Origin of the sequence: Parvibacter caecicola (assembly GCF_003725335.1) — a bacterium.
GTDB lineage: Bacteria > Actinomycetota > Coriobacteriia > Coriobacteriales > Eggerthellaceae > Parvibacter > Parvibacter caecicola.
Genome location: NZ_QIBY01000045.1, coordinates 1 through 634, shown reverse-complemented (window position 1 = coordinate 634; position 634 = coordinate 1). Strand labels below are relative to the sequence as shown.

The following is a 634-nucleotide window of genomic DNA, read 5'->3' as shown; positions in this document are numbered from 1 at the left end:
CTACTCCATCGAGGGCATCAAGGGCGGGTCGTTCTCGTTCGTGTCCGCCACCTCCACGTCGGGTTTCAAGGTGCCTTCGAGCGGCATCGTGGAGGAGTTCGACCTGGACAGTTCCGACGTGCTCTTGGAGGCGGGCGGCTTCTTCAGCGAGGTGTTGTTCGGCAACTCGCACGTGGGCTCGGTGGTGAACCTGCTCTCGGGCGACGCCGACGCTGCCGCGTTCGACGACGTCGACGTGGACATGTACCTGGACCTCGTGTCCGGCGAGCCCAACAGCGTGGGCGCGGTGTACCAGGCCAAGGCCGACGCCGAGGCGCCCATGGACACCGTGCGCGGCAAGCAGTTCACCATCATCGCCGTCACGCCGGTGCTGAACTCGCCTTTCTGCTTCAACGAGGACGCCATTTCCGAGGAGGACCGCACGAAGATCGTCGACCACTTCTGCTCGGACGCGGTGGCCAACGACCCGGCCATCTTCGTCGATCCCGAGGATGAGAACGCGAAGGGCCTGTTCGAAAAGGATTCCGACAAGACGTGCTTCGTGAAGACCGACGACGCGTGGTACGAGCCCATCCGCAAGCTGGGCGGGGCCGCGTGATGGCCGAGCCTCTGCTGGCGGTGCGGGGCCTGACGA

Annotated in this window: 1 protein-coding gene; it reads left to right on the top strand. The window is 65.1% G+C overall.

The window, feature by feature from the left end; translation table 11 throughout:
• Positions 1–598, top strand: a 598-nt coding sequence (locus DMP11_RS10095) for a PhnD/SsuA/transferrin family substrate-binding protein (RefSeq protein WP_148041135.1), incomplete at its 5' end; no start/stop codon positions are given.
• Positions 599–634: the final 36 nt, after the last annotated feature.